At 41.1% G+C, this 20,380-nt stretch carries 18 protein-coding genes and 2 pseudogenes; 11 read left to right on the top strand and 9 right to left on the bottom strand.

Translation table 11 applies throughout. The annotated features are described in order from the left end of the window. Positions 1-63: 63 nt before the first annotated feature. The 5 genes from E6C74_RS16745 to rfaD form a co-directional block, all read right to left on the bottom strand. On the bottom strand, positions 64-1,125 hold the full coding sequence (locus E6C74_RS16745; RefSeq protein WP_136487196.1) for a glycosyltransferase family 4 protein: 1,062 nt from the start codon (positions 1,123-1,125) through the stop codon (positions 64-66). Position 1,126: 1 nt separating this feature from the next. Continuing rightward, positions 1,127-2,329, bottom strand: coding sequence for an O-antigen ligase family protein (locus E6C74_RS16740; protein WP_136487195.1), 1,203 nt, complete (start codon positions 2,327-2,329; stop codon positions 1,127-1,129). 2 nt (positions 2,330-2,331) lie between these two features. After that, positions 2,332-3,315 (bottom strand): lauroyl-Kdo(2)-lipid IV(A) myristoyltransferase, encoded by a 984-nt coding sequence (lpxM, locus tag E6C74_RS16735; RefSeq protein ID WP_136487194.1) that lies wholly within the window; start codon positions 3,313-3,315, stop codon positions 2,332-2,334. A gap of 204 nt (positions 3,316-3,519) precedes the next feature. After that, a complete protein-coding gene (locus E6C74_RS16730; protein ID WP_136487193.1) occupies positions 3,520-4,686 on the bottom strand; it encodes a nucleotide sugar dehydrogenase in 1,167 nt (388 codons plus the stop codon). 64 nt (positions 4,687-4,750) lie between these two features. Then, complete coding sequence (gene rfaD / locus E6C74_RS16725) at positions 4,751-5,692, bottom strand: ADP-glyceromanno-heptose 6-epimerase (protein ID WP_136487192.1); 942 nt, start codon at positions 5,690-5,692, stop codon at positions 4,751-4,753. Between the two features lie 416 nt (positions 5,693-6,108). Here rfaD and E6C74_RS21165 point away from each other — a divergent pair. The 10 genes and pseudogenes from E6C74_RS21165 to E6C74_RS16675 form a co-directional block, all read left to right on the top strand. After that, positions 6,109-6,369 (top strand): annotated as a pseudogene (locus E6C74_RS21165) (glucose-1-phosphate thymidylyltransferase); the annotation flags it as partial. A 171-nt stretch (positions 6,370-6,540) separates the two neighbouring features. Next, positions 6,541-7,668, top strand: coding sequence for a UDP-N-acetylglucosamine 2-epimerase (non-hydrolyzing) (gene wecB / locus E6C74_RS16715; protein WP_136487191.1), 1,128 nt, complete (start codon positions 6,541-6,543; stop codon positions 7,666-7,668). A gap of 54 nt (positions 7,669-7,722) precedes the next feature. Continuing rightward, positions 7,723-8,883, top strand: coding sequence for a glycosyltransferase (locus E6C74_RS16710; protein WP_136487190.1), 1,161 nt, complete (start codon positions 7,723-7,725; stop codon positions 8,881-8,883). Continuing rightward, the gene (locus tag E6C74_RS16705; protein ID WP_136487189.1) at positions 8,880-10,229 is read left to right on the top strand and encodes a hypothetical protein; all 1,350 of its coding nucleotides are present in this window, start codon (positions 8,880-8,882) and stop codon (positions 10,227-10,229) included. The genes E6C74_RS16710 and E6C74_RS16705 overlap by 4 nt, the downstream gene beginning before the upstream one ends. A gap of 91 nt (positions 10,230-10,320) precedes the next feature. Beyond that, on the top strand, positions 10,321-11,454 hold the full coding sequence (locus E6C74_RS16700) for a glycosyltransferase family 4 protein (RefSeq protein WP_168797049.1): 1,134 nt from the start codon (positions 10,321-10,323) through the stop codon (positions 11,452-11,454). Between the two features lie 5 nt (positions 11,455-11,459). Then, the gene (locus E6C74_RS16695) at positions 11,460-12,056 is read left to right on the top strand and encodes an acyltransferase (protein WP_136487187.1); all 597 of its coding nucleotides are present in this window, start codon (positions 11,460-11,462) and stop codon (positions 12,054-12,056) included. Continuing rightward, the gene (gene pssD / locus E6C74_RS16690) at positions 12,046-12,534 is read left to right on the top strand and encodes a PssD/Cps14F family polysaccharide biosynthesis glycosyltransferase (RefSeq protein WP_136487186.1); all 489 of its coding nucleotides are present in this window, start codon (positions 12,046-12,048) and stop codon (positions 12,532-12,534) included. Before E6C74_RS16695 ends, pssD begins: the two co-directional genes overlap by 11 nt. Next, the gene (pssE, locus tag E6C74_RS16685) at positions 12,534-12,998 is read left to right on the top strand and encodes a PssE/Cps14G family polysaccharide biosynthesis glycosyltransferase (RefSeq protein ID WP_136487185.1); all 465 of its coding nucleotides are present in this window, start codon (positions 12,534-12,536) and stop codon (positions 12,996-12,998) included. Before pssD ends, pssE begins: the two co-directional genes overlap by 1 nt. Before the next feature lie 141 nt (positions 12,999-13,139). Beyond that, positions 13,140-14,243: a glycosyltransferase gene (locus E6C74_RS16680; protein WP_136487184.1), complete on the top strand. Its 1,104-nt coding sequence runs from the start codon at positions 13,140-13,142 to the stop codon at positions 14,241-14,243. 6 nt (positions 14,244-14,249) lie between these two features. Continuing rightward, positions 14,250-15,182, top strand: a complete 933-nt coding sequence (locus tag E6C74_RS16675; protein WP_136487183.1) for a glycosyltransferase family 2 protein — start codon at positions 14,250-14,252, stop codon at positions 15,180-15,182. 63 nt (positions 15,183-15,245) lie between these two features. Here E6C74_RS16675 and wecA read toward each other — a convergent pair whose 3' ends face one another. Continuing rightward, positions 15,246-16,298, bottom strand: coding sequence for a UDP-N-acetylglucosamine--undecaprenyl-phosphate N-acetylglucosaminephosphotransferase (gene wecA, locus E6C74_RS16670; RefSeq protein ID WP_136487182.1), 1,053 nt, complete (start codon positions 16,296-16,298; stop codon positions 15,246-15,248). 281 nt (positions 16,299-16,579) lie between these two features. Here wecA and E6C74_RS16665 point away from each other — a divergent pair. Continuing rightward, positions 16,580-17,668 (top strand): annotated as a pseudogene (locus tag E6C74_RS16665) (MBL fold metallo-hydrolase); the annotation flags it as partial. 49 nt (positions 17,669-17,717) lie between these two features. On the opposite strand, the gene E6C74_RS16660 reads toward E6C74_RS16665, so the two are convergent. The 3 genes from E6C74_RS16660 to E6C74_RS16650 are packed head-to-tail and all read right to left on the bottom strand — an operon-like array spanning position 17,718 to position 20,333. Then, positions 17,718-18,491: an ETEC_3214 domain-containing protein gene (locus E6C74_RS16660; protein ID WP_136487181.1), complete on the bottom strand. Its 774-nt coding sequence runs from the start codon at positions 18,489-18,491 to the stop codon at positions 17,718-17,720. 2 nt (positions 18,492-18,493) lie between these two features. Beyond that, positions 18,494-18,676 carry a hypothetical protein gene (locus E6C74_RS16655; RefSeq protein ID WP_136487180.1) on the bottom strand — a complete coding sequence of 61 codons (183 nt, stop codon included), beginning with the start codon at positions 18,674-18,676 and terminating at the stop codon, positions 18,494-18,496. A 52-nt stretch (positions 18,677-18,728) separates the two neighbouring features. Then, on the bottom strand, positions 18,729-20,333 hold the full coding sequence (locus E6C74_RS16650) for a transglycosylase SLT domain-containing protein (RefSeq protein ID WP_136487179.1): 1,605 nt from the start codon (positions 20,331-20,333) through the stop codon (positions 18,729-18,731). Positions 20,334-20,380: the final 47 nt, after the last annotated feature.

Raw genomic sequence — 20,380 nt, 5'->3', positions numbered from 1 at the left:
CGTGGTACATACAGCTTGCTGCCAGGCAGCGAGAGCCTGAAGTTATCACAAAATCGTCTGGGTTCAATCACGATCACTGACGTTGTTCGATTGTTGTTCGATTTGGTGTTGAATCGTGGCCAGGGTCCGCGTGGCGTAGTCGTCGTTATTGTAACCAATTGCGATGCGTGATGCCGCAACTAATAACTGGTAAGCGCTGTGGTCACGGAGCAGTGATGCAGTACGTTCGCTAAACCAGGCCACATCAACCTGAGGGTGAATCCAGGGCCTGTACTCTGCAGGTAGTATTTCGGTTGCGCCGACATTCGCGGTGGTAATCACCGGAATATCCATGGCCAACGCTTCTGGAATTACCATACCAAACTCTTCCAGCTTGGCGGGGTAAACGAAGATATCGAGTACGCTGAGCCAGTACTCCGGCCGGGCATTTTTCGGTTTGTAGTGAAACTGCGGTAGTTTCACTACTGGATGATCGGCCAGTTCGGCAGGAAATGAGTGTGAACCGAGAACAAAAAATTCCACAGCTGCATCCTGTTGATGGATATTGAGGCAGATATCAAGAAAGTCGACCAGGCCGCGTTTTTTAAAATCACCGGAAGTAATAAAGCCAATCACCTTTTTATCGGCAGCAATACCGAGCGCCTTTCTCGCTGGCAGGCGAAAACGGGCTTTATTGTCGCGATTGAATTTGAGGTGATTGTAACCCGGATGAACCACAGAAATGCGTTGCGGCGCGATGGCTTGCTGCTGCAGTTTATGTTTGGTAAAAGCCGAGTTGGCAATGATGTGGCACTGACTGTTTTGCAGCCAAGTGAGGTATTCGTTGGGTGCTTCAGGATCGGAAGAGATCAGGTTGTGAATAAAGGTGAAATCAGCATTACGCAGACTACTGTCATGGTCAACAATGACAGTGGATTCCGGGTTTGACACGTGCAGGCGATGATTGTTGACTCTGGCTTTTTTAGGCCATAACCGTGCCATCAGCCAGGTCCGGAAAAATCCCTTTTTACAATAAAGCTGAAAGTCGTGGTTAGCGGCTTTCAGCTTATTCATTTGCATTACAATGAGTTGACCTGTTCCGCTTTTGTTGGAGATGTTTTTACGAAACAGTGCAATGGTTTTCATTCTATGTTTTCTCTGTTTTCTCTGTTTTATCGTTTTTCTGGGTTTGGGCAAAACCACACAGAGGAATCATCAGCATGATGTAGAGTAAAACCGTTTGCGAATGATAAAAGGGTACATCGGTCAAACTGGCGATAATATAAAGAGTAGACAACCCCAATATCGCGACTCTGCAGGTGTGGTTACTTTTTAATGCAATATATATGGGAATCAAATATATAGGCAGGAAAAGCAGAAGTCCAATGAATCCAAACCTGACTAAAGCATCAATAAATTGATTGTGGAAGTGATAGACGTGGAAATTGATAATGTCACGCGAGGCTTTGCCTTCCTGATTGAGGCGTTCTATCTCCGGAAGTATTTCATTACCAATACCGAGCCAGAAGTGATCCTGAGAAATATAGTAAGCCGCCTGCCATATTTGAAAACGGATCCCAATCGAGCTTTTCATATCTCCAGACTGGATGCGATGCACTTCAGTCATAGTCTGGTCTACACGGACTTCAACTTGATCTTTGAAGATAAATAGCAGGGCCGCGCTGCTGATGATAAAGATGGCAAAATAGCGGCTCAGATGTTTGAGGTTCTTAGCATGAAAGCAGAGCATGATCACTAATGCGGCCAGCAGTGCTAACCACACACCGCGTGATAGGGTCAGCATAACTGCCGCACATGACAACAAGAAGGACACTAGCGTAATTATGCCGGTTTTGGACTTTATATTCTGCAGTGCATGATGAAAGCTAAGGATGGCAACGCCGGAACAGAATGTCGCATACGGGATCACATTCATCAGGCCTGCATTTCTCTCCAGCCCAAGATAAAAGGTGAAGTACGCGCTATTTGCGAAAACTAATACTGAGCAGAGCAGACATAACCCAACCCAGACTTTTTTAGTCAGGATCTGGATTGGATAGAACAGCAATAACAGCAGCGGAGCAAAGTAAGCACGCATCAAACTAGAGCTACCGTCCCGGTATAGATTGTGAATGACGACATATGCAGCAAAAATTAAGGTCGCAACAAAGAGCAAATTACCAAGATTGGCTTTGACAAAACGGGTTCTATGGATGAGAGCGATGGCAGCCAAAGCGATAACGCTCAAGAGCACCATGCGTTTATCATCGTTGGCAAACAGACTTACTCCGGAAAACAGAAACAGATAAGGGAGCAGGATCAGGGCGCTGGAAGTATAGTGTTTTAACATGGTTAATTTTTCTGGGTATAGGGATTGAGATCAGAGTCCGGGCGGGTCTTGAGCAGACGCAAAATCCACATATATTGCTCCGGGCGCTGAGTCACATAGTTTTCAATGCATTCATTCATCATGCGTGCATCCTGATGTTCGTCACCGGTCGGAAACGGCAGCTCAGGATAAAAGTCGAGCTCATACTCGCCGCTGGTACTGTTATACATAGCAAATAAAGGGACGATTTTCGCTTTGCTTAACGTAGAAAGGCGACCTAAACCGGCGATGGTTGCTTTTTGGGTCGCAAAAAAGTCGACAAACACACTGTGTTCACGGCCGAGATCTTCATCCGGCAGGTAATAGCCGAGGTAACCGTCTTTACGCACCGATTTAATAAACGGTTTAATGCCGACACTGCGGTCATACACGCGGCCGCCATATTGTACGCGCTGCTTATGCATCAGCCAGTCAGAGACTTTATTTTTCTGACTTTTGGCCATGGCAGACACCGGCAGGCCACGCGAAGCGAGCAAAATGGCCGGAATATCAATCGCCCAGGTATGTGGAACCAGCAGAATAACGTTCTCTCCACGATCCAGTACCTGCTGCACATGTTCGAAACCACGAATGGTGGTGTTATTTTCCAGCCAGCGTTTACTGCGGATTGAGGTGGATGCAAAGCCGATCAGAAACATGGTCGAGGTGATGTACATCTGCTTAAGAATGGCTTCTCGCTCAGCGTCCGATTTTTGCGGAAAACACATCTGTAGATTCACCCGCGCGCGGGTATTGGCTTTGCTGTTTACTTTCAGCGCCAATTTGGCCAGAGACCCGGCAATAGCCCGTTTGGCGGCGGCCGGTAAAAAACTCAGCAGGCAAGCAAAGGCAATAGCAAACCAGGTTCCCCAATATTTGGGATGCAGAAAATTCCAATGAAACTGCGGGTTGTAGGCATATTCATCAAAGTCATCACGCGGTGATGAAGAGAGACGAGAAGTCGACATAGTTTGCTCAGATTGTTTGTTTTTTGAGTAAAATTATCGAGGAGTATAACAGGAGTAAGGGATATAGGGAAAAGGTCCTAGGATCCTAGGCCCTAACTAAAAAACCTCCCCAAACTGTGCAGCTCAGGAAGGTCTTTAACAATACGGATAAATTCCAGCGATCACACCTAGGAACTAGTCCCTAGGGTCCTAGAACCTTATCCATCAATCACTACCAAACAGATCACGGGTATAAACCTTCTCTTCCACATCTTTCAGCTCTTCAGCCAGACGGTTGGAGACGATGACATCCGCTTCCTGCTTGAACGCTTGCAGGTCATTGATGACGCGCGAATTGAAGAAGTGCTCATCTTGCAACACTGGTTCATACACGACCACTTCAATACCCTTGGCTTTGATGCGTTTCATGATGCCCTGAATAGAAGAGGCGCGGAAGTTATCTGAGCCGGACTTCATGATCAGGCGATAAATACCGACCACTTTTGGCTGGCGCTTGATAATCGAGTCGGCGATAAAGTCTTTACGGGTGCGGTTGGCATCGACGATAGCACCGATAATGTTATTCGGCACTTCATGGTAGTTCGCCAGCAACTGCTTGGTGTCTTTCGGCAGGCAGTAACCACCGTAACCAAACGACGGGTTGTTGTAGTGATTACCGATGCGCGGATCCAGGCCGACCCCTTGGATAATCTGGCGGCTGTCGAGGCCATGCACTTCGGCATACGAGTCTAGCTCATTAAAGTAAGCCACGCGCATCGCCAGGTAAGTGTTCGAGAACAGCTTGACCGCTTCGGCTTCAGTGGAGTTGGTAAACAGCATCGGGATGTCTTGCTTGATGGCACCTTGTGCCAGCAAGTTGGCAAAGGTTTGTGCGCGCTCACTCTGCTCACCGACAATAATCCGTGACGGGTACAGGTTGTCGTACAGCGCTTTGCCTTCACGCAGAAACTCAGGCGAAAAGATCAGGTTGTTACACTGCATCTCTTGTTTGAGCGTTTCGGTATAACCGACCGGAATGGTGGATTTGATCACCATGGTCGCATCCGGATTAATCGCCATCACATCACGAATCACCGATTCAACCGATGAGGTGTTGAAGTAGTTCGTATTTGGATCGTAATCAGTCGGAGTGGCGATAATCACGAATTGTGCACCGGTATAAGCCTGCTCTTTATCCGTAGTTGCGGTAAAGTTCAGCGATTTTTCACTCAGGAACTGCTCAATTTCTTTATCAACAATCGGCGACTGACCGCGATTGAGCATCTCGATTTTTTCCTGAACGATATCCAAAGCGACAACTTCGTTGTGCTGCGCAAGCAGCAAGGCATTGGACAGGCCGACGTAACCTGTCCCTGCTACGGCTATTTTCATTCTATTATTCTCACTGATTTTACATTCTGAGCTTATAGGGTTCATTTCCCCAAAGCTCTTAGTGTCAGGCATTGATAATCGACAGGTACTCTGCCACACCTTGGGCGACGGTTTTGAACTCAACATCACAGCCAGCGGCGCGCAGCTTGGTCAGATCGGCTTGAGTGTATTCCTGGTAAGCACCTTTGAGGTGATCCGGGAACGGAATGGTTTCCACTTCGCCTTTGCCGTGATGTGCGATGACCGCTTTGGCCACTTCATTGAAAGATTCCGCTTTACCGGTCCCGCAGTTAAAGATACCGGACACGCCGTGCTCCATAAACCACAGGTTTACCGCCGCCACATCACCGACATAGACGAAATCGCGCTTAAAGCCTTCACTGCCGGCAAACAGTTTCGGGTTTTCACCCGCGTTCATCTGATTGTTCAGGTGGAACGCTACGGATGCCATAGAACCTTTATGCTGCTCGCGCGGGCCATAGACGTTAAAGTAACGGAAGCCAGTCACTTGCGGCAGTTTTTCACCGTGTTCTGCGGCATCTTGCCACAGGCGGCGTACGTAGTTGTCAAACTGCTGTTTGGAGTAGCCGTAGACATTGAGCGCACCTTCATATTCTGGCTCTTCAATAAAGGTATCGGTTTCACCATAAGTCGCAGCCGATGAGGCATACAAGAACGGGATTTCACGATCGAGGCAGAAGTGCAGCAGCTCTTTGGAGTACTCATAGTTGTTGAGCATCATGTACTTGCCATCCCACTCGGTGGTGGCTGAACAGGCACCTTCATGGAATACGGCTTCAATCGGGCCGAAATCATCACCGGCCATCACCTGAGTGAGAAAGTCGTCACGGTCCATGTAATCGGTGATCTGCAAATCAACCAGATTCTTAAATTTACGGCCATTTTTAAGATGATCGACCACCAGAATATCCGTGATACCACGGTCATTCAGAGCTTTCACAATATTGCTGCCAATCATGCCAGCACCACCAGTTACGATGATCATAATTACTTTCCACTTAATCCCATACTCTGTGCTGAATAGTAGCAGGGAAGGTCCGAAGGTTCTAGGGGGCTTTAGTATGTGTAAATTTATGAGATTATGAAATTATTCAATTGATAACTACTATTATTTATCGTGTATTCAAATGAATGAAGTTGAATAATCATCATCCGTAATGCCGTCTCAATAAATTGTCATTCTAATTATGACGTGCATAATAGTCGTGCGCTAAACGTGCACTATACATGTGGTTACCTCAGCGCAATGCTGAATAATCAAGTAGGGTTAATGGGTCAAATCTGACCGCGCAATAGGGTTCGCGCAAACACCAAAGGGCGGTAGCGTGATTTTTTCAAATCTCTGATATCGCTTTGATGGGAAGTGAAGTCTGAAGCAAGCGTTCGTAGAAAGTTAAGCGATACCTGAACTATGGGAGTCTGAACGTAGAGCTACTGGGACGCGGATTTGCGTGGCTAAATACTGGTACGCACAAAAGTCTCCATGAAGCCTCTTCTTTTGTTCAGACGATTGAAAATGTCCAGGGGCTCAAAATTGCCTGTTTAGAAGAAATGGCTTTTAACAGAGGTTGGCTAACAATCGAAAAGTTATCCTCCTTAGCGAAGTCAATGATTAAAAGTGATTATGGGCAGTATTTAATACGTTTTGTGAATAAAAAATAGTTCAAATGACAACTTTAGTAACAAAAATATTGACATGTTGAGTGCCACGCTACCAAATTTTTTATAAAATAAAGGTTATTAGACATATATAAACTTAGGCGCAGTGTATTTTTATCGTTAAGGCTGTGTTTATTTATGCAAAATATTGAATCGTATTAGAGTATATAGGAAATGAGAAAAAAAGTATTAATAGTATTTGGTACCAGGCCTGAAGCAATAAAAATGGCCCCTCTAGTGCATATCTTAGCTAATGATGAAAGGTTTGAATCAAAGGTCTGTGTAACGGCACAACACAGAGAGATGCTTGACCAAGTTCTGGAGTTATTCGAAATTCAACCTGATTATGATTTGAATATTATGCGTTCTGGTCAGTCGTTAAATGATATAACGGCACGAATATTATTGGAGTTGAAACCTGTGATCCAGAGCTATCAGCCTGACGTAGTACTTGTTCATGGTGATACTGCGACAACTTTTGCCGCTAGTCTAGCTGCTTATTACGAACGAGTCGCTGTTGGACATGTTGAGGCTGGGTTAAGGACTGGAGATATATATTCACCTTGGCCTGAAGAAGCTAATAGAAGGTTGACTGGCTCACTAGCTAAATTTCATTTTTCGCCTACAGATATGTCAAAAGATAATTTAATAAGAGAAAATTATCACGTTGATAATGTATTTGTCACGGGAAATACAGTGATAGATGCATTATTAATGACAAAAGAAAAAATTGACACCAATCCAAAGTTAAAAGAAGAAATAGCCTTAAATTTCCCTTTTTTAGATAAAGAAAAAAAACTAATTTTAGTAACCGGACATAGAAGAGAAAGCTTTGGTTCCGGATTTGAGCGGATTTGTAAGGCATTAGCCAAGGTCTCACAGATTCATCCCAATGTTCAAATTATCTATCCTATGCACTTAAACCCTAATGTCAGAGAACCTGTAAATAGGATATTGTCTCATATTGATAATGTGTTTTTAATTGAGCCACAACAATATTTACCATTTATATATTTAATGGATCGATCGCACATTATATTGACAGATTCTGGTGGTATCCAGGAAGAGGCGCCTTCTCTAGGTAAGCCTGTGTTAGTTATGAGAGATACGACAGAGCGACCGGAAGCAGTGCGTGCTGGAACAGTAAAGCTTGTAGGTACAGATGAAGACAAAATTGTAAATAGTATTAGTCAATTATTGGGTGATGATGATTTTTATTTCAACATGAGTATAGCAAATAATCCTTATGGTGATGGAAGCGCCTGTAAAAAAATAATCAACATATTATCTTCTTTGTTGTAGCTTTATTAGTTTCGCTATGATTAGTTATAATTGGTCACATTTTGGGGGAGTGACATGAAGGCAGTTGCATTTTATAGTAATGAAGATAAATACTGCTATGAGCATAGCTTAATGGAGGATGGGGTATCTGGCACATTATTTTCCACATTACAAGTTTGTATCGGATTACGAGATTTAGGATATAAAGTTTATATAATAGGTAACTATCCAACAAATGCTTTAATTGACGGTATTAACTATTGCAGTAGATCTAAAATATATTCTCTGACAGAGTTTGTTAAAGAGAAAAATATAAAAAATTTTATATACGTTAGTACGATATCAGTATTTACAGATCAACGCCTACCTTGTGACAAAGTCTATTATTGGTGTCATAACTGGATTGATATCAACCCATATGCCAAGGCTGTCAGTAATGGTCTTCTAGACGGATATATTTTTGTCAGTTACTATCATTTTATTATCACACTGATTAATTCAATAAAAAGACGAGAAAGCTTAACAGGTTTCTTTAAGTCGAAAGTCATGCATAATAGCTTAGATTTTGATCTAATTGACTCTTCGAAAGAAAAAGAAAGTATAGAAAGTATAGAAAGTATGGATGAAGTAAAACTAGCGTTTGTTGGTTATCCTTCAGTAAATAAAGGAATAATTGAAGCGTTAAATATTGCTTCAGAGATAGCTCGTTATAAAAAAGTTGTTTTTAGTATTTTTGGTGGAAAAGATCTTTATAGTCATAATGGGGGAGTTGAGGCAGATTTAAACCATTATTCCAACTTTAAGATAGTGGAGCATGGAACATTAGGTAGGCTTGAACTCTATGATGAGATCAGAAAGCAAGATGCGTTATTGGCAGGGTTGAGTGGTTCTGAGACATTTTGTGTTTCAATCGCAGAGTCTGTCTCATTAAACACACCAGTTATTACATCTTACATTGGTGGTCAAAACGAAATTATAACGGGGAAAAGTGCAATATTAGTTTATGAGAACGATGTTAATAGTTCACACAAAATCCTCACTCAATTAAAAAAAATTAACAAGAGTTTAGCTTTGGATAAGCCTCGGTTAAGGAAGCACTTTTCTAGAAATATAATCTCGTTGAGATGGCAGTATTTTTTGAATGATAAGCACTATTTTCCTCGATTTAGATACTTGTTTAGCTCTATGACTGTTATAATGAATTTTTTCTTTAGAAAAATAGTGAAGCGATCGTGAAGTCAACATTATTAATGGGTTTTCTTTCTAGAGCTGTGGTTCTTGGCGGAAATATAATATTGCTTCCGTTAATACTTAGAGGATTAAGTTCTGCTGAGTATTCAATCTGGATGATATTTTTGACTACTTTATCTCTAGCGATACTGTTAGATTGTGGATTTGCTTCAGTTATTTCTAGATACTATACATATGTATTATCTGGTTGTAAGCAGTTACCCATAGATGAATTGAAACTACATGAAGTAGACTCTAATTGTAAGGATGTCGATTATAGTCTGTTTACGCTTATATATAAGTTCACTAATTATCTTTATTTTTCTCTAGCAATACTTTCCTTAACCGCTCTTTATTTTATATGGGAGTTTTATTTATATGATCTTTCCATTAGTAAAAATATAGATATATTTTTACCATGGAGTATATTTTCATTGTCCATAATCATCACGTTATATTTTAATAAATTTAATGCTTATTTTTTCGGAATTAAAAAAGTAGAATCAATTTATAAAATATCTATGATTAGTGGGTTTTCCTATATAGTTATAGCGATTGTTTTATTAAACAAAGATTTGGGTCTGTTAGGACTGGCCATTTCCAAATTAATAAGTTCCTTACTATATTTGGCTTTTGGTCTATATGAGTTAAAAAATTCTAATGAATATAAATACCTAAATAACGAAAAGTATTTATTTAAAGATTATGTCGATATCTTTAAAAGAGTCCAAGTCGCTGCACGGAATACAGCGATTTTTACGTTTGGTTCTTTCTTGCTTAACAGGTCTTCTACATTTTTTATTGCAAAATACTTACCTGATAAAGATGCTGCTGGTTTGCTGTTAATGATAAATTTGATATCTACCATCACATCTGTAACTTATATATATATGAATACTAAAACTCCCATATTGAACACTGCTGTTTATCGTGGTAGAAAAGAGGATATAGTTAGTACTCAGAATGATATATTTTTAAAGTCTATCGTATTTTATCTTATTTCTGCTATGTCTCTGATTGTTATTGGAGACTTTCTATTAGAACTCATATCTAGCAACACAAGATTACCGAGTATAATAGTATCGTGTTTGGTTGTGTTTGTGTATACATTTGAAGTGATACTTGCAATCTCAACCAATTTCCTTATGTCTCACAATAACTTATGCTATGCAAAATATGTAGCATATTCAGGCTTGGCATTTGTGTTGATATCTTACCCTTTAATTCATTACTTCCCATATGCCGAAACCATTATTTTGTGCCAGTTGTTTGTTCAGTCTTTATATAATTTCTGGAAGTGGCCTCTCGTAGTATTCAATAAGATTAAAAATTATAAAAGTAAAACTGTATAAGGTTACATTGATAGTAATTGTAGGTCGTTCATGTGCTTAGATTTGAATATAGGTCAGGAATTATATAAATATTAGAAGTATGGAAGATAAAATGAAAAGTATTGCAATTATTAGTTCGCAATATCCTTCGGAAAGCAATCATTACGCTCACACATTTGTCCATCAACGCTCAAAATACTTTATAAAGATGGGTTATGAAGTTGTGGTTTATGTACCTGCGCTGGAAGATGTTAGCTATTTTTTTGAAGGGGTCAAAGTCGAGCAAGCTAGTTCGGAAAATATTTCCTATAAATTATCTCGTTATGACTGCGTATATCTGCATTTATTACATATAAAAAAACCCAATAAAAGACTGTCCGGACATTTTATATATGACCGTATTCTTAAAGATAACATACCTGTCGCATTGTATATTCATGGCGCTGAAGTTCAGAAGGTATCAAGTCGGAAATTTGAACTTGATTTCTCATTTAAAGGAATTATAACGGCATTATATAAGGATTATTACTACATACCTAAGGTAGCTAGTTTCTACAAAAAAATAATGAGTAGAGGCCGATTTGCGATTGCTACTCCATCTTTGTGGATGAAGCAAGAAGCTGAATCAAATTTAGGGGTTGATTTAAAAAACGTAAAAATAATCCCCAATGGGATAGATAGCAACAAATTCAAGCCGTTAGGTCTAAATCGCTATAAGAACAAATTACTATCCATACGCCAAATGACTAGTTCAAAATATGCAGTAGATATTTCGATCAAAGCTATGGTGCATTTACCAAATTATACATTAGACTTATATGGTAAAGGGCCTAAACTGGATGAATATAAACAATTAGCTCGTGATCTGAATGTGGATAGTCAAGTTAATTTTATCGAAGAGCTAATTCCAAACAAGAATATGGCAAGCACTATGAATAAATATAAATATTTTATGTGCCCAACTAGAATGGACGCACAGGGAGTATCTATGTGTGAAGCTATGTCATGTGGATGTGTTGTAATAACGAATAACAATACTGCAATACCTGAGTTTGTTAAAAATAAAGTTAATGGGATCTGTGAAGATACACCAGTAGAAATGGCTAATATGATTAAAAATCTTTCATCTAATGAGGTTGAATATCAATATATCTCTGAAGAAGCAAGAAAGTCTATGATAAAAATAGATATCGAAAATACTCTAAAAACTGAATTAGAAATGCTGCTATCTATAGGCAAGAGCTGATTTGTATGATAAAAATCATTCGACTATTTTTTCTAAAAAGTAAATCTATATTGGATATTATACATCCAATAATTATAAATATTTTTTCACTCGGTTCAGTAGATATTGGTAAGGGGGTGAAGATTTCTCTATCAGCTAAAGTTGATGTAGATAAAAGTGGATTGTTTATAATAGGTAATAAAAGTAGAGTACACCGGTTTTGTAAGTTTTCAACTTTAGGTGGCGAGATTATTATAGGTAAAAATACTACTGTCGGCGATAATGCTACTTTTCTCGGTAGAGGAAATATACGCATTGGCGATAATGTTATGTTTGCGGACAATACAAAAATAGTGGCTTTTCAACATGAATATGAAGATATATGCATACCTATTTCTTTGCAGCCGACAACCGTAAATAATATTGATATCGGAGATGATACTTGGGTTGGTATTAATGTCACTATTGTTGGTGATGTTACTCTCGGAAAACATTGTGTAATTGCCGCTGGTAGTGTTGTCACGAAATCTTTCCCAGACTATTCTTTGGTAGCAGGGATTCCTGCAAGATTAATTAAATATTATTGTTTTAATTCTAAGTGTTGGATTAGGTATGAAGAATAATTTAGCTATAGCTTATGGGAGTGGTGGGCATACTGCACAAGCTAAAAGATTAGAGAAATACCTTATTGACAATAGCTTAGCTGACCAAGATAAAATCTATTATATTCTAGAGTCGGATATTAATGAAGCATACAATTCTAACAATGCTTTGCTAGTTTCCCCATTAAGGCATAAATATAGTAATTTGTTAAGTATGGTTATGATTTTAAAAATACCTTTCAGTATTATTAAAATAAGTCGTTTCTTGATTAAGAATGACATATCTGTTGTTGTTTCTCCTGGGCCTGGTTGTGCAATAACATCTGCACTAAGTTGTAAGATTACACGGAAAAAATTTATCTTTATTGAATCATGGTCTAGATTTACGACACTTTCCTTCTCAGGAAGAATTTGTAAATTATTAGCTGATGATTTTTATGTTCAAAATAAATCACTTTTACGAATTAATAAATTTGCCAAGTACGTAGGTAAGCTTTAATGAACGTATTCGTAACTGTAGGTACTACACCATTTGACTCTTTGATTAAGTATATCGACCAATCAAAAATAGATGGTATTAGTGTTGTTATGCAAATCGCAACAGGTAAATATATACCACAGAATGCCGAGTTCTTTTCTTTTACTGAGAAAATTGACAAATATTATGACGAAGCTGATGTTATTATAACTCATGCCGGTGCAGGGTCTGTGTATAAGCTTTTAGAAAAGAGCAAAAAAATAATAGTATTCCCTAATATTGATAGAATAGATAGACACCAGTTAGAAATTGCTAATTTCATTTATACTAAAAATCTTGGTCTTATTGGTAGTACTAGTAAAATCCTAAAAGAACAAATATTTAAAGTAAATGAATCAATATACTCAGTTTATAAAAAAGATGATTTTTTTGCGGGTAAATATTTAAGGGAATTTTTGATTAACAATCACATGAAATGTAAGTGAATGCTCCATAAGTTTATTGGTTTTATAGGTATTTACTCCCCATTGTTTATATATAACGGCTAGGTTTTACCAAATTACAATTTATTTTAGACTAAGATTATTAAACGTTATTATATTTATTAGAAGAGAATTAATTCATCTATGATATTTGCGACAATTTTCCAAAACTTTGAAAAAGTTCACTTAACCAAAGATGTAGGAATGATACCAGCTGCTTTTGGAAGTGCTAGTGGTTGTCTTGTCTATTTGATCTATTGGGATAGAACTGGAAAAAAAATTAATCATGATTATGGGGATAATTTCGTATTAACTCCTTTATCTGCTAAGTCAAAATACGGTTTTATGTTCCGTGCATTTATTTTTTCTATCAAGAATAGAGTAACGATTGTACATTTGTTTCACTTAAAGCGAGAAACATATTTATTAGCTTTTTTCTTCAAAGTGTTTGGAAAGAAGATATATTTAAAAATGGACATGGACTCAACCAGGTTTCCTAAACTTAAACAGTTGTTGTCAAAGAAATCTAGCTTAAAATCTATATTGTTGAGGGGATTGCTACGCCTCCCAAATGTGATTAGTACCGAAAGTAAGCAGTTTTTTAATGTTCTACGTGAGTTTGACTTTTTAAATGACAGAGTAATTTACTTCCCTAACTCTCTATATACTCCTACCGTTAGTTGTGCACCATTACCTTGGGAAGCTAGGGTCAACAGGATATTAGTTGTTGGTCGTATTGGTGATTATCAGAAAAACAATGAAATGTTACTCGAAGCATTAAAGAGACTTCATTCTACTAACGGTTGGGAAATATTTTTGATAGGGCCTATTACCTCTGATTTTTCTAATAGTCTCCTTAGTTTTTATCGGGATAAACCATTGATGAAAGATTCAGTTAAATATGTGGGTGTTTTGGATAGAAAAAGTTTATTTGATTATTATTCTAATAGTAAGATTATGTTAGTTACATCTAGGTGGGAAATCCTCTCTTTAGCGATGGTGGAGTCCTCTTACATGGGAATGGCATTACTTACTACTAACGTAGATGGTTCTGATATTTTAACCAAAAATGGTGAGTTAGGCGAAATTATTGATAACGACTCTACGGAACAATTAAAATCTGCCTTGTTGAAGATATTTGACACATCCTATTTCTATGATGATTTTTTCAACGAAAGGATTAATTTTTTTAGAAGCGAATTTTGCTTAGACAAAAATATCAACCAATTAATTAAAAAGTTGAGGTAAACATTAATGTATTCCATTGTCTACGTTAACTATAAGTCAATAGACTTGGTCAAGAAGTCCATTGAAAGTGTGATTAAATATACTCTCCATCATGATTATGAAATAATTGTAGTTGATAACTGTTCGGGTGATGATCTCTCTGAATTGGAAATATTCTCAGAGATTAAATTAAAGTTAATTTATAATGATAGTAATAGCGGTTTTGGTTGCGCAGTTAATTTAGGTGCCAGACACGCTATCGGTAGGTATTTAATTCTACTTAACCCTGATGCATTTTTATGTGTAAATGCTGTAGAGAAAATTAATAGTTTTTATTCTGAAGAAGAAAGCCGTGCAGACTATGTATTGGGTGCTAATATAATCGACGAGGAGGGACAGTCAACGGTTTCTTTTGGTTGCTTCCCATCTTTGAAGCAAGAGTTGCTTAATGTTTCTTTGATAAGTTATATGTTTCCTGATTTTGTAAAAAATCTTTCTACATCTAAAAAAGTTGATAGGAACTTAGATCAACCTTTTGAAGTAGATTATGTCTCTGGCGCTTTCTGCTGTATACCAAAGGGAGTTTTTGAGCGTTTAGATGGATTTGATACTGATTTTTTCCTATATTTCGAAGAAACAGAGTTTTTTAAAAGATTTAGAGATAGTGGTGGAAGCTGTTTTATTTTACCAGAAATAATCATAACACATGCAGTGTCTTCAATTACGGGTGATAAAAGTGATTTTAAAATTAAAAATCTAGAAATTGGAAGATTTTTATATTTCAAGAAGACAAGAGGATTTATTGCTTTCTCTTTTTATAGAATGTTGCGTGCTATTACTACATTGCTACTTTTAGTTAAGAATAGGCGAGGTTTGTATTTTGACCTTTTTAAGCTTTGGATTTGTCCAAACTTATCTTCTTCGTTTAAAGAATATATTGATTCTAAACAAAAAACATAGTTTAATATTATTGTTTATTGATGACTCTTGCTAACCTTTTTATTAAAATTAATCAGATTCTGATTATTTGGACTTCAGCGATTTTCTTAAGAAAGATGTAATACGCCAAACATAAGTTAGTAGTGTTGCGTAAATAATAAAGCATGCTATAAAGGTATATAACATTATAGCCTCACTAATTTTTGCTACTTCACCAAATATACCAAAAGCTGCAAATCCCATTGCAATAGTGCATATTACAGCTAATGTTTGCTTTGAGCTTAGGCCTAATCGTTGAAAAATATGATGTAAATGTTCACGATCTGGTTTAAATGGTGAGTCACCACGCTTAATTCTACGCAGCATAATCGCGGCCATATCCATCAAAGGAACAGCAATTAACCAAAGAGCAGTTACCGGACGCATTGGTGGAGAAATGCCTGTTTGGCTGGAGTTTAGTAGCAACCAAATGACTGTAAAACCTATCATCATACTACCAGCATCGCCCATGAATATTTTTCGTTTACGTCCGAATATACCGAGATTCATAACAATGTAAGGCAGCATTACAGTTATAATAACTAAACATAAATAAGATAATTCATGTTGACCGTTAGCATTTAATAAAACAGCAATTGCTCCAAAAGTAACAATAGAAAGCCCACCCAGTAAACCATCAATACCATCCACCATATTAAAGGCATTAATGGCTCCAATTACTGCAACTACAGTGATGACCGAGCCAAACCAGCCGAGATTAATTGTCCCTGTCCCTAATATATTTCCTAAACTATGGAGCTCGATTCCAGTCACTTGCATCATCACTACAGATAAAGTGGCCTGGACGATGATTCTAACTTTGACACTTAAATCAAATTTATCATCAAGAGCACCAACAATCGTTAAGATAATGATGGAAACTACAAACAGCTGGCTGTGAGGTATGATGTCTGGTCGAAAGGTCAAAAACTGAGCTAAGACAATACTGGTTGAAATGCCACCCACTAGAGGCACTGCACCCTGATGCATTTTTCTGGCGTTAGGTCGGTCAACTAAACCTATGCGTGTTGCTACTTTTCTCATCAAGAAAAGAATCGCGAATGAGCTGAAAAGAATGAAGGTAAGTTCCAGAACCATAGCTAATCGTTTAGTCCGTTACGTTTGTTATTGCTGATATTTATAAAACGAAATTCTAACTCAAAACCAAAACTCCTCAAAGCCAGAATAGACAGACTGCCTGGATCATGTGGAATTTCACTACGCATATTCCACATTTTTTCAAATTCCATTATTTATCTTTATTTGGCATTTCTATCTTTTACCTGAGTACATTTGGTTTTTCCGTCTTATGTCAAACTTGGCCGTGCTTGTAGAGGCTATGCTGATTTCTCCAACGAGCCTAATTAAGGAAGTGCAGAATGCAACTGATTCATCATGGCGGTAAACATACAGTGACCGGCTCGTGCCACGAACTGCGGGTTGATGACCTGGCGATACTGATCGACTGCGGCATGTTTCAGGGCCAGGATGTGCAGGATGAAGAGGCCGAATTTGATATCGAGCCGATACAGGCGCTGCTGCTGACCCATGCCCATATTGACCATATCGGCCGTCTGCCGTGGCTGATTGCCCTAGGTTTCAGCGCGCCGATTTACTGCACGCCGGCCACGGCAGAGTTGATCCCGCTGATGCTGCAAGATGGCATGAAGCTGCAGTCGGATTTATCCGCCAAACAGCGTGAAGTGGTGCTGGATAAGATTGATCATCTGCTGGAGCCGGTTGAGTACGAGACGCTGTTTCGGATTGAATCGCCGCAGGGGCATATGCTGCAGTGTCAGTTTGTCCCGGCCGGACATATTCTCGGTTCAGCTTATGTGGAAATTCAGCTGCCCAATCAGGAAGTGATTATCTTCTCCGGCGATCTGGGACCGAGTAATACCCCTCTGCTGCCGGATCCGGTTGCGCCGATGCATGCCGATTACTTGGTGCTGGAAACCACCTATGGCGGTTCGCAGCATGACGGGGTGGAAGTGCGCGCGCAAAAGCTCAACGAGATTATTACTCGCTCGCTGGCTGATGGCGGCACGATTTTGATCCCGGCGTTCAGTGTCGGACGCACCCAGGAGCTGCTGTTTGATATTGAGCAGTTGGTTTATCAGCATCAGATCAAGGCCGACCTGCCGATTATTCTCGATTCACCGATGGCGCAAAAGGTGACGGAATCGTATCGCCGCTTTAAACAGTTGTGGGGTGAGGAGGCTAAGCAACGCCTGGAAATGCACCGTCATCCGCTCGCGTTTGACCAGTGTGTCCTGATTGAAGATCACCGCTCGCATCTGGCGCTGGTCAATCGCCTCGCCTCTACCGGTGAAGCCTCGATTGTGGTGGCGGCTTCCGGCATGTGCGAGGGCGGGCGGATTGTTGATTATCTCAAAGCCTTACTGCCGGATGAGCGCACCGATGTGATTTTTGCTGGCTTTCAGGCGCAAGGCACGTTAGGCCGCGCCCAGTGATACCGGACGCGGCCTTTTTATTTTCGGGTTCCGTTGTGACAGCTCAGGGCTGGATAAGGCGGAACTCGGATTTGGTCAGAATCGCATCTTCCAGTGCTGACAGGCCGATGGTGCTGTAACCGTAAAAGTTCGGAATCAGATTGTGACGCAGAGTTTGCGCGGCATCGCTGACATCATCGCCCAGCAGCATATCGTCAACCAGACGACCCAACTGGGCACGTTGCTGCTCACTCAGGCTGGTTTCAAAATCCGAGTAGCCGCTGACCGAGTTATACAGAGTATTGAACTCGCCGCCGGTGTTCTCTTCAATATAGTAGGTCAGCATACGCGACAGCGCCGCGCGCAGATCGCTCACGCCTTCCTGGTCGTCAAAGTGGCTGCGCAGCAGATCGCTGCCGCCGGACGATTTGCTGGTATCCGGCATAAAGCCGTTGGCCGGAAAGACCAGGTAGGCCGCAATCGCATCATCTTTGATCACTGCCGACAGCACAAAGCGGTCATCCTGATAATACTTGATCACATCACCGGCACCGGAGCGCTTGATGTAAACCGGTGCGCCCAGTGCTTCATCCAGCACGCTAGCCGAAGCGCGCACGTAGACTTTATCCAGCTTGTTCTGGGAGGGAATGTCGGTGAACTGGGCCAGCGAGAAATCGTAGATTTTCTCCAGCGCGTCCATGCTGTCATTAAAACTGCCCAGCGCAATCGCGACGATAGAGACCAGAGCGATGATTTTGCCCCACTGCTGTTTCAGTACACTGCCTTGTTCAGCCTGTGGCTGCCCGGACTGGTCCAGAGTTTGTTGCTGATTTGACATGACTACTCTTTCATCTCTTTCAGTTTATCGACAATGGCATCACCACTCTGACTGACCATTTCCGTCGCCAGGTCTTCGATGTTATCGAGCGAGTCCTGACCCAGCCAGTCAATGAGGGTGTCCTTATATTGCATACCGATATAGATACCGGTCACGATTAAAATTATCGGCATTAAGCGCAACATCGCCGCTGCTCCTGTTTCTGTTTCTGTTACTGTTGCTTGGCCCGCAAGAGGCTTAAAGCGCGCTTTGCGGTTGGTAGAGCGCAATACGTGCCGATACCTTTTTCAGATAATTCTTGGTTTCGTCGTAAGGCAGGTTGGTCATCAACTGCTGGTAAACCTGCTGCGGCGTCAGTTGGTTGATGGTGGTGGCGGCTTTACGAATATTGGTTGAACGATCCGGGTTAAAGGCGCGCGCCACGTTGCCAGCCCCTGTGTTATAGGCGGCGATGGTGCAGTACAGCCGGCTCTGCTCATCCTTAATGTTTTTCAGGTACTTGCTGTCGAGAATATGCAGATAGGCGGTACCGGTTTCGACGTTGACCGGCGGCTGATACAGTTCGGCTTCGCGCATGGGGGCATCAATGTTTCGTACCTGCAGATTGACATCGTGACCGGCGGTGGTCGGCACGATTTGCATCAGACCAAAGGCCGGCACGTGGGATTTTGCCTCCGGGCGGAACGCCGATTCACTGTGCATGATCGCCATGACCAGCGCCGGGTTGACCGAGAACTTTTCGCTCTCTTGCTGTGCTATCGGCTGATACTGCTGAGCACGTTTGGTCAGGCTGTTATTGGGCAGGCTGATCTTGTAGCTGACGATTTTTTTCACGGCAGGCTGAGATTTCTCGTTTGGCTGGCTGCTTTGGGTTTGTGCTGCCTTTGCTGCTTGCGCACTTGCCTTAGAAGCCGTCGCTTGCTGCGCGCCAGTTTCCGGCTGTTGCGTGCTGACGGTGACAATCTGACGCTCAGTTTGTTCGCCGTTATTATTTTGCTGACCGGCGGTGTTTTTCTCAGCGGCATTATCTTTAGAAACGGAAGCGTGTTTAGAAACAGCTTCGCGTTTAGAAACAGGATCGCTTTGAACCACGCTCTTCGTTGGCTCGCTGGTTGTACGCTCAGGTTCCGGTATGCCGAGTTCTGCCCGTTTGGCGCTGTACTGTTCACGGATTGCCTGGACGCGCAGTTTGGCTTCGTCAATCAGGGCCAGCTTTTTAATGTAGGCGCGCTGATAGATAAATTGATCACTGATGCCGATATTGGCCATCACCAGGCGTTCGGCCTGGACATCAAATTCGTTCATCTGGGCGCGGGTCTGGCTGAGGACAAAATCTGTTTCCCGTTTCTCTTCGGCGCCTGAGTATTTGACGCTCTGCTGGTATAGGGTCGCCTGATTCAGGTCGGCCGTTGCGCCATCCGGTAATGCGGTTTGTGCCAGTAGCAGTTGCTTGGCCTGCTCATCACTCATGCTGGCGTCGACCAGGACAGATACGGTTGCGGTGTTGTTCTGATAATCGACCACTTTTCTCACCGTACTGTCGGTGCTGTATTCCACATCTGTGGTGGCATCGGAGATTTGCGCGCTGCCCCACTGGTCAATCAATTGTTGGCGCTTGTGGTCGAGATCGCGGGTGTAATCTTCGCGCCACGTTTCGTATTCATTCAGGCGCTCATCGACCCATTTGGCAAACTCGGCAGAGCGATCCTGCGGATTGCGTACCTGGGCGGTGGCTTGGGTCAGTTCGGCGTCCTGGCTTGTCGTGGTCGCATGGGCGATAAAACTGCCGGAACAGAGAGCGGAGAGTGAAAGGGCGATAAGTGTTTTCGAAAATAGTCGCATTGGCAGGTCCTAACCAATCGATCAGCGAGTGAGACACCAGCAGGGAG

Origin of the sequence: Vibrio sp. H11 (assembly GCF_004804295.1) — a bacterium.
Taxonomy (GTDB): domain Bacteria; phylum Pseudomonadota; class Gammaproteobacteria; order Enterobacterales; family Vibrionaceae; genus Vibrio; species Vibrio ostreae.
The sequence above is the reverse complement of the archived record's forward strand: the minus strand, read 5'-3'. Positions and strand labels throughout refer to the sequence as shown.

Excerpts from the sequence above, each read along its gene's own strand:
- E6C74_RS16650 (WP_136487179.1), bottom strand. The coding sequence starts at position 20,333 with ATGCGACTATTTTCGAAAACACTTATCGCCCTTTCACTCTCCGCTCTC.
- E6C74_RS16740 (WP_136487195.1), bottom strand. The coding sequence starts at position 2,329 with ATGTTAAAACACTATACTTCCAGCGCCCTGATCCTGCTCCCTTATCTG.
- rfaD (WP_136487192.1), bottom strand. The coding sequence starts at position 5,692 with ATGATCATCGTAACTGGTGGTGCTGGCATGATTGGCAGCAATATTGTG.
- E6C74_RS16675 (WP_136487183.1), top strand. The coding sequence starts at position 14,250 with ATGTATTCCATTGTCTACGTTAACTATAAGTCAATAGACTTGGTCAAG.
- E6C74_RS16710 (WP_136487190.1), top strand. The coding sequence starts at position 7,723 with ATGAAGGCAGTTGCATTTTATAGTAATGAAGATAAATACTGCTATGAG.
- wecA (WP_136487182.1), bottom strand. The coding sequence starts at position 16,298 with ATGGTTCTGGAACTTACCTTCATTCTTTTCAGCTCATTCGCGATTCTT.
- E6C74_RS16660 (WP_136487181.1), bottom strand. The coding sequence starts at position 18,491 with ATGTCAAATCAGCAACAAACTCTGGACCAGTCCGGGCAGCCACAGGCT.
- lpxM (WP_136487194.1), bottom strand. The coding sequence starts at position 3,315 with ATGTCGACTTCTCGTCTCTCTTCATCACCGCGTGATGACTTTGATGAA.
- E6C74_RS16695 (WP_136487187.1), top strand. The coding sequence starts at position 11,460 with ATGATAAAAATCATTCGACTATTTTTTCTAAAAAGTAAATCTATATTG.
- E6C74_RS16730 (WP_136487193.1), bottom strand. The coding sequence starts at position 4,686 with ATGAAAATAGCCGTAGCAGGGACAGGTTACGTCGGCCTGTCCAATGCC.
- pssE (WP_136487185.1), top strand. The coding sequence starts at position 12,534 with ATGAACGTATTCGTAACTGTAGGTACTACACCATTTGACTCTTTGATT.
- E6C74_RS16745 (WP_136487196.1), bottom strand. The coding sequence starts at position 1,125 with ATGAAAACCATTGCACTGTTTCGTAAAAACATCTCCAACAAAAGCGGA.
- wecB (WP_136487191.1), top strand. The coding sequence starts at position 6,541 with ATGAGAAAAAAAGTATTAATAGTATTTGGTACCAGGCCTGAAGCAATA.
- E6C74_RS16655 (WP_136487180.1), bottom strand. The coding sequence starts at position 18,676 with ATGTTGCGCTTAATGCCGATAATTTTAATCGTGACCGGTATCTATATC.
- E6C74_RS16700 (WP_168797049.1), top strand. The coding sequence starts at position 10,321 with ATGAAAAGTATTGCAATTATTAGTTCGCAATATCCTTCGGAAAGCAAT.
- E6C74_RS16680 (WP_136487184.1), top strand. The coding sequence starts at position 13,140 with ATGATATTTGCGACAATTTTCCAAAACTTTGAAAAAGTTCACTTAACC.
- pssD (WP_136487186.1), top strand. The coding sequence starts at position 12,046 with ATGAAGAATAATTTAGCTATAGCTTATGGGAGTGGTGGGCATACTGCA.